Genomic DNA, 8,806 nt, shown 5'->3' with positions numbered 1-8,806 from the left:
TATATAAAGTGCCTAGTTTAAAATTCTTTATAAACAATTAGTTAAGCGATTACATTCTTCGGTTCATTCCATTCTTTTAAAAAAAATCATCCATTTTATACAATTGATTGCATATAAATAAGTTCGAAAATAAGTATCGGGAGCTAATGAGATCCTTAGCATTTAACGATTTTTTTGAAAAATGAATAAAAATATTATTTATACACTTGATTTTATTTTTATACATATTTATAATTGAGAAATAATTTAGAAAACGAAGATAACTTGAGAAGGTGATTTAGTGAAAGTAGGAATTATCGGGGCTACTGGATATGGTGGAGTTGAATTATATCGTATATTATCAAACCATCCATTTGTGGAAGAGTGTATATTGTATTCATCCTCAGAAATGGATGTCCCATATATTCATTCGTTTCCACATTTAACAGAATTAAGCGACCATACATTAAGGAAAATTGATGTTGAAGAAATTAAAAACAATATAACGGTACTATTTCTTGCTACCCCACCTGGTGTTTCTAGGAGCTTATCACCTCAATTTACTGAATCAAATGTAAAAATCATAGATTTATCAGGGGATTTAAGGTTAAAAGACCGTAATGAATATGAAAAATGGTATAAACGACCATCTGCAGAGGAAGAACTTTTAGCAAAGGCTGTTTATGGGCTTTCTGAATTAAATAAACAGGTTATTAAAGAAGCACAATTTCTTGCAAATCCAGGGTGTTTTCCGACTGCAACAATTTTAGGGTTAGCACCTATTGTGGAAAAAGGGCTAGTCAATGAACAATCGATTATTGTTGATGCTAAAACAGGAGTATCTGGTGCAGGTAGAAATGCATCACATGCGACACATTATTCTGAAGTAAATGAAAATGTGAAAATCTATAAAGTACATGAGCATCAGCATATCCCAGAAATTGAACAAATGCTTCATAATTTAAACGAAAAAATCACATATATTTCATTCAATACACATTTGATTCCAATGACACGTGGAATAATGGCGACAATATATGCGAGTTTAACAGATTCATATACAACCGAACAATTGCTAGATTTATATAAAGATTATTATCAGCATTCACCATTCGTACGAATTCGCAAGCAAAATGAATTTCCAGCAACAAAGGAAGTTTATGGCTCTAATTTTTGCGACATTGGATTGAAAATTGATGAACGAACAGGAAGAGTAACAATCGTATCTGTAATTGATAATTTAATGAAGGGTGCTGCCGGTCAAGCAGTTCAAAACTTCAATATTATGAACGGTTTTGAAGAAACAACAGGGCTTTATTCAGCACCGATATATCCATAATGACAACCAGGGAGGAAAAAGCAGTGTTACAAACGAAGGAAACCTCTACAATTACAAAAATTGAAAATGGATCAGTTATTACACCAAAGGGATTTTCAGCAGATGGTGTACATGCTGGCTTAAGATATTCCAAAAATGATTTAGGTGTCATCTTTAGTGAAGTACCTGCCAATTGTGCAGCTGTATATACACAAAGTCATTTTCAAGCAGCACCATTAATCGTAACTCAAGAAAGTATTGCAAAGGAAGGCATGCTACAGGCGATTGTTGTTAATAGCGCAAATGCGAATGCATGTACAGGTGAACAAGGCTTAAAGGATGCCTACGAAATGCGTGAGCGAAGCGCAAATATCCTCCAAATAGAAAAACACTATGTAGCAGTTGCTTCAACTGGTGTCATCGGGGAGTTTCTAAAAATGGATAAAATTCGAAATGGCATTGATTTATTAAAGCCTGAAGCAACAGAGGAAGCTGCAATCGACTTCCAACAAGCCATTTTAACGACAGATTTAGTTATGAAAGCTTCATGCTATGAAGTTATGATTGATGGGAAAAAGGTAACGATTGGTGGGGCAGCTAAGGGTTCAGGGATGATTCATCCAAACATGGCAACGATGCTTGCTTTTGTTACAACAGACGCAAAAATTGATTCGGAATCGTTACAATCACTATTAAGTGAAACAACAGATAAGACGTATAATCAAATCACGGTTGATGGTGATACTTCTACAAATGATATGGTTGTAGTTATGGCTAACGGTTTAGCTGATAATGAACCATTAACGAAAAACCACCCAGAATGGGAAGCTTTTAAGTCGGCATTTCAAGCAGTTAGTGAGGAATTGGCAAAGCAAATTGCAAAAGATGGTGAAGGTGCAACAAAGCTAATTGAGGTAGAGGTAACGGGAGCGAAAACGAAACAAGAGGCAAATGTTGTCGCGAAGAAAATTGTTGGCTCAAGTCTTGTAAAAACAGCTGTTTATGGAGCGGATGCTAACTGGGGAAGAATCATTTGTGCAGTTGGCTATAGTGAAGCTGCTGTAGAACCTGAAAAAATTGATATTTTCTTAGAGGATCTTTGTTTATTTACGAATAATAGTCCACAGCCTTTCTCAGAGGAGGTCGCAGCAGAATATTTAAAAAGAGACCAAGTGAAAATCCTAGTGAATTTAGGGGTAGGCGAGGAAACCGGTAAGGCATGGGGCTGTGATTTAACATATGATTACGTGAAAATTAACGCAAGCTATCGAACATGAGGGGATTAAAATGTCTAAAACAGTTGTATTAAAATGTGGCGGAAGTACAGTACATCAGTTGTCAGAATCATTTTTTCAAAGTTTACAAGCATTGATGGAAAATAACTGGAATGTCATGATCGTTCACGGTGGCGGCCCAGATATAACAAACATGTTAAAAGCTTTAAAAATTGAGACAGAGTTTTTTAATGGGCAGCGAAAAACAACTGCAGAAGTATTGGAAATTGCTGAGATGGTTCTAGCGGGTAAAATTAATAAGCTTCTAACAAACTTACTGCAACAAAAAGGACTAAATGCGATAGGTCTTTCCGGAAGTGATGGAAGGCTATTACAAGCCGAATATTTAGATAAGGAAAATTTAGGGTTAGTCGGCAAAGTAACAAATGTCCATACTGAAGCTGTTTCATTATTAATGGAAAATGGGTATATACCTGTAGTTGCTCCGCTAGCACGAACTGTGACGAATGAAACCCTTAATGTTAATGCTGATTTGGCTGCTGCGGCAATCGCTAATGCTGTTGGTGCAGAAAAATTTCTATTTGTTACAGATGTACCGGGAATTTTAAATGAGAACAAACAAGTGATTGCTGAGATTACACCATCTGAAATCAATTCTCTTATTGCTGAGGAAGTGATCACAGGTGGAATGATTCCAAAGGTGCAATCTGCATTATCAACACTTTCAGATAAGTGTCAAGAGGTTATTATTGCAAGTGGCCAACGAGCAATAATCGAAAATGGATGTTTTACAGGAACGAAAATTGTAAAAGGAATGGAGGTTTCCCAAACATGAGTTATTTATTTCCTACTTATGCTAAATGGAACGTCACAGTTAAAGAAGCAAAAGGTTCATGGGTAACAGACGTTAACGATAAAAAGTATTTAGATTTTGTTTCGGGGATTGCCGTTTGTAATCTTGGGCATGCAAATGAAGATGTTTTAGATTCAGTAAAAGAACAATTGTCAAAATATTGGCATTTATCAAATATGTTTCACCAGCCTATACAAGAGGAAGTTGCAAAGCTTCTCGTTGAAAATAGTGATGGAGAGGCAGTGTTCTTTTGTAATAGTGGTGCAGAAGCAAATGAGGCTGCAATTAAACTTGCAAGAAAGCATACTGGTAAAACAAAAATCGTAACTTTTCTCAAGTCGTTCCATGGAAGAACCTTTGCTACAATGTCAGCTACAGGTCAAGAAAAAATTCATAATGGCTTTGGTCCATTACTAGAAACGTTTACCTATTTACCATACAATCAGCTTGAACCGCTTGATGAGTTACAGGACGATGTAGCAGCAATTATGCTGGAGGTAGTCCAAGGTGAAGGTGGAGTTATACCGGCACATAACGTTTTCATTGAAAAGATAAAGGAAACATGTGACCGAATTGGAGCTCTTTTAATTATTGATGAAGTTCAAACTGGAATTGGAAGAACCGGAAAACCATTTGCTTACCAACATTTTAATCTTTCTCCTGATATCGTAACATCTGCCAAAGGTCTTGGAAGTGGTTTACCTGTTGGTGCAATGATTGGTAAGAAAGAGTTAATTAAATCGTTTCAAGCAGGAAGTCATGGCTCTACGTTTGGAGGAAATCCGATAGCAATGGCATCTGCAAAAGCAACTTTAACAAAAATCTTTAATAAGGAATTTTTAGCTAGTGTTGAAGAAAAAACTAAGTATTTAATAAGTAAATTAAACCAAGAAATTGGTGAACATCCTTTTGTAAATGAAATCCGTGGAAAAGGCTTACTAATTGGAATTGAATGTAATGAACAAACTAGCTCATTGATTGATCAATTAAGAGAAAATAACCTTCTAACGATCGGTGCAGGTCCTGAGGTCATTCGTCTTCTGCCACCATTAAATGTTTCCGTTGAAGAGTTAGATTTGGCTGTTGAGATTATTGCAAAAACTTTTGCAGCTGTAAATCAATCCGTAACTGCTCAATAAGGTTGAGCATTTTTTAAACAAAACGTTGAATAAAAATACTCAACTTCTAATATTTATCCAATACAATAGTAGTATGGTGTAAATAGCCGGTCTACTAACAAAAGGAACAATAGACAAACGAGGTGTAAACAGATGAAAGGATATCTCCATCTTGAGGATGGTTCAGTATATGCTGGTGAATTAGAGAACGGATCACCAGAGGATATAAACGGCGAAATTGTTTTCTTTACTGGAATGACGGGGTATCAGGAAGTTTTAACTGATCCATCATATAAAAATCAAATTGTAGTATTTACTTATCCTTTAATTGGTAACTACGGGATTAATTTTAGTGATGACGAGAGTAAGAAGCCACAAGTTAAGGCAGTGGTAATGTATGAATGCACAAAAAATTATTCTCATTATGAAGCAAAGCACAGTATTAAGGATTACTTGCAAAAGTGGAATATACCGATCATCTACCATATAGATACACGTTCAGTTGTTAAAAAAATTCGCCATCAAGGCTCAATGGCAGCAACCATTTCCATGAGTGCAAATATGGAAGAGCATCCATGTGCAATTTTTGAGGATGGTGTTTTTGAAGTAACATCAACATCAATGGAAACGTATGGTGAAGGAAATACGCATATTGCATTAATAGATTTTGGTTACAAAAAATCAATTGTCACGGCATTAGTAGAACGTGGTTGTAAAGTAACGACAGTCCCATTTAAAATGATCGATAAAATAAAGGATATGAAGCCAGATGGTGTCCTCTTATCGAATGGACCAGGGGATCCAGAAAAGCTATCAGATTATTTCTCTACGATTAAACAAATTGTTTCTTCTTATCCAACATTAGGGATATGTCTAGGACATCAGTTGATTGCCCTATCCTTTGGAGCAAAAACGAAAAAGCTGCTTTTCGGTCATCGTGGTGCAAACCAGCCTGTATTTGATGAGAAAACAAAAAAAGTATTTATGACATCGCAAAATCACAGCTATGTTGTTATTGGTGACAGTTTAAAAGAAACGGATTTAACAGTCCGCTTTTATCATATAAATGATGAGTCTATAGAAGGGCTTACACATCCTACATTACCAATCGTAACGGCTCAATTTCATCCAGAAGCACATCCAGGTCCATCTGATAGTGAATGGATATTTGATGAATTTTTAGATCTAGTTACAACTGCAAAAGGAGATATACTTTATGTCTAAAAACCAATCAATTAAGAAAATCGTTGTAATCGGTTCAGGTCCAATTATTATTGGGCAGGCTGCAGAATTCGATTATGCTGGTACACAAGGTTGTTTAGCCTTAAAGGAAGAAGGCTATCAAGTTGTATTAGTAAATAACAATCCTGCTACAATTATGACTGATGAAGAATTTTCAGATGTCCTCTATTTTGAACCACTAACAATTGAAAGCTTAACTAAAATTATTGAAAAGGAAAGACCAGATGGATTGCTTGCATCTCTAGGTGGGCAAACAGGACTTAACCTCGCAATGGAGCTTCATGAAGCGGGTGTGTTAGAGAAATATAATGTGCAATTACTAGGTACATCGATTGAATCAATTCGTAAAGGAGAAGACCGTAACGAGTTCAGACAATTGATGTATGATTTAAATGAACCAATTCCTGAAAGTGCGATCGTTACGACATTAGATGAGGCACTCGACTTTTCAAGTAAAATAGGCTTTCCAATTATTATTCGTCCTGCCTATACACTTGGTGGCAAAGGTGGCGGAATCGCAGCTAATAAAGATGAGTTTGTTAAGCTTGTGAAAAGTGGCCTACAAGCAAGTCCGATTACACAATGCTTAATCGAAAAGAGCATTGCCGGCTTTAAAGAAGTCGAATATGAAATGATACGTGACCATAAAGGGACATGTATCGCTGTATGTAATATGGAGAATATTGATCCAGTAGGTGTTCATACAGGAGATTCTATCGTTGTCGCTCCATCGCAAACATTGACAGACCAAGATTACCATATGTTAAGAAGTGCAGCAGTGAAAATTGTTTCAGCACTTGGTGTGGTCGGTGGATGTAACATTCAACTTGCTTTAGATCCGTTAAGCAAGCAGTATTATGTCATTGAAGTAAATCCACGGGTCAGCAGATCGTCTGCTCTAGCATCAAAGGCTACTGGTTATCCAATTGCAAAAATCGCTGCTAAATTAGCTGTCGGCTACACGTTAGAAGAACTGAAAAACCCATTAACGATGAGTACGTACGCTAGCTTTGAACCTGCTCTTGATTATGTTGTCGTTAAATTTCCAAGATGGCCATTTGACAAGTTTAACAAAGCGGATCGTAAGCTTGGAACAAAAATGAAAGCAACTGGTGAAGTTATGGCAATCGAGAGAAATTTAGAGGCTGCCTTGCAGAAGGCTTGTGATTCTCTTGAACTCGATAATATTGGAACTCATTTACCAGAGCTTGAAAAAATGTCAACTGAAGATTTAGTAGATTTAATGATTAAAACAGACGACCGTCGTTTTTTTGCTGTAATGGAATTAATTCGACGCGATTTTGCTATTGAAGAAATTCATCGTTTGACAAAAATGGATCATTATTTTCTTTCTTGCTTTAAGCACATTGTTGAACTTGAAAAACAATTGAATCAAAAGGACTTAACAACAATGGAACCAAACTTCCTTGCAACGCTTAAAGAAAAGGGATTTTCAGATCGTACGATTGCGACATTGCTTAATGTGGATGAATTAGAAGTAAGAGAGTTAAGAAAGTCGTTTCAAATTAAAGCTTCATATAAATATGTAGATACTTGTGCAGCAGAGTTTGAAGCACGGACAAATTATTTTTATTCAACTTACTTTGGAGAAAATGAACAGCCGGAGTCATCGACTAAGAAAAAGATTCTTATTATCGGATCGGGACCAATTCGGATTGGTCAAGGAATCGAATTTGACTATAGCGCTGTTCATGGGATAAAGGCTTTAAAACAGCTTGGCTTTGAAGCAATCATGATAAATAACAATCCGGAAACTGTAAGTACTGATTTTGAAACAGCTGACCGGTTATATTTTGAACCGATTACGCTTGAACATGTTTTAAATATTGTTGAATCTGAAAAGATTGATTCCGTTATCGTTCAATACGGTGGGCAAACAGCGATAAATCTTGCTGAAAAATTAGAGTCTGCTGGTGTTCCTTTATTAGGTACAGATACTGAAACGTTAGATTGGCTAGAGGATCGGGATAAATTTTATCAATTATTAGACGAACTTTCGATTCCTCATGCTGTAGGGTTAACGGCAAATCATGCGCAAGAGGCGATAAATGGTGCTAACGAAATTGGCTATCCTATTTTGTTAAGACCATCATACGTTATCGGTGGAAAAGGTATGGTTGTCGTTCACAATGAAGAGACTCTAACAACTCTTCTGTCAGAAAGCACAAATATGATTTATCCTATTTTAATTGATCAATTTGTGCAAGGATTAGAGGGTGAAATTGACCTTATTTCAGATGGGGTAGAGGCGTTTATTCCAACATATATTGAGCATGTTGAGCCAGCAGGAGTACATTCAGGTGACAGCTTAGCGATACTTCCATCGCAAAACCTATCGGACGAAAACAAAAGAGTTATTGCAGAATATGCTAATGCCTTAGTGAAAAAGCTAAATTACCGAGGCATTATGAACATTCAATTTTTAATAAAAGAGCAGCAAATATATATATTAGAAGTGAATCCACGTGCAAGTCGGACAGCGCCAATAATTAGTAAGGTTACGGGAACTCCGGTAATTAAGCATGCAACACATTTATTGTGTGGAAAAAAACTAAGTGAATTATCAATTCAAACTTCTGAAGCAGATGATTGGGTTGCTGTGAAATACCCTGTATTCTCAAGCCATGCGCTTCACGATGTTGATATTACGCTCGGACCTGAAATGAAAGCTACTGGAGAAGGAATGTGTGTCGGGCAATCTGTTAAGAGTGTTTACAAAAAAATCTTTGCTAAAGATTTAGAATCAATTAAATCTGTATTCTTTGATGTAGAAGATGAAACAGCGCTTCAAGAAACAAGGCTTGCTGGTCTTCACCCATTAACAAATAATTTTGAGGAGTGGGTTGAAGGAGAAAAGGGAATCTTTGTTTCACTTAAAGACAATGAGGATGGGAAATTAAAACGACAACAAGCATTAGAAAAAGGTATGATATTATTTACAAATCTTACGACGTATTATGCAAGTCTTCAGGCTCTGACAGCTTCCGATGATAGCATATTGTCCATGCAACAGCTGACAAAACGTGTGAAGGCTTAAAGA

At 36.3% G+C, this 8,806-nt stretch carries 6 protein-coding genes; all 6 read left to right on the top strand.

The window, feature by feature from the left end; all coding sequences use genetic code 11:
- The first annotated feature begins 280 nt into the window (after positions 1 to 280).
- The 6 genes from argC to HU235_RS15655 all read left to right on the top strand — a co-directional run bounded on the left by argC (position 281) and on the right by HU235_RS15655 (position 8,803).
- Complete coding sequence (gene argC, locus HU235_RS15680) at positions 281 to 1,318, top strand: N-acetyl-gamma-glutamyl-phosphate reductase (RefSeq protein ID WP_174880801.1); 1,038 nt, start codon at positions 281 to 283, stop codon at positions 1,316 to 1,318.
- A 23-nt stretch (positions 1,319 to 1,341) separates the two neighbouring features.
- On the top strand, positions 1,342 to 2,574 hold the full coding sequence (argJ, locus tag HU235_RS15675; protein WP_304951818.1) for a bifunctional ornithine acetyltransferase/N-acetylglutamate synthase: 1,233 nt from the start codon (positions 1,342 to 1,344) through the stop codon (positions 2,572 to 2,574).
- Between the two features lie 10 nt (positions 2,575 to 2,584).
- The gene (argB, locus tag HU235_RS15670) at positions 2,585 to 3,367 is read left to right on the top strand and encodes an acetylglutamate kinase (RefSeq protein WP_174880800.1); all 783 of its coding nucleotides are present in this window, start codon (positions 2,585 to 2,587) and stop codon (positions 3,365 to 3,367) included.
- Positions 3,364 to 4,524, top strand: a complete 1,161-nt coding sequence (locus HU235_RS15665; RefSeq protein WP_174880799.1) for an acetylornithine transaminase — start codon at positions 3,364 to 3,366, stop codon at positions 4,522 to 4,524. Before argB ends, HU235_RS15665 begins: the two co-directional genes overlap by 4 nt.
- Positions 4,525 to 4,656: 132 nt before the next feature.
- On the top strand, positions 4,657 to 5,727 hold the full coding sequence (locus HU235_RS15660) for a carbamoyl phosphate synthase small subunit (protein ID WP_174880798.1): 1,071 nt from the start codon (positions 4,657 to 4,659) through the stop codon (positions 5,725 to 5,727).
- Positions 5,720 to 8,803: a carbamoyl phosphate synthase large subunit gene (locus HU235_RS15655; RefSeq protein ID WP_174880797.1), complete on the top strand. Its 3,084-nt coding sequence runs from the start codon at positions 5,720 to 5,722 to the stop codon at positions 8,801 to 8,803. Before HU235_RS15660 ends, HU235_RS15655 begins: the two co-directional genes overlap by 8 nt.
- Positions 8,804 to 8,806: the final 3 nt, after the last annotated feature.

The sequence above is a fragment of the Metabacillus niabensis genome (assembly GCF_902829255.1).
GTDB classification, from domain to species: domain Bacteria; phylum Bacillota; class Bacilli; order Bacillales; family Bacillaceae; genus Metabacillus; species Metabacillus niabensis.
Note: the sequence above shows the minus strand (reverse complement) of the source record. Positions and strands in the feature narration are given on the sequence as shown.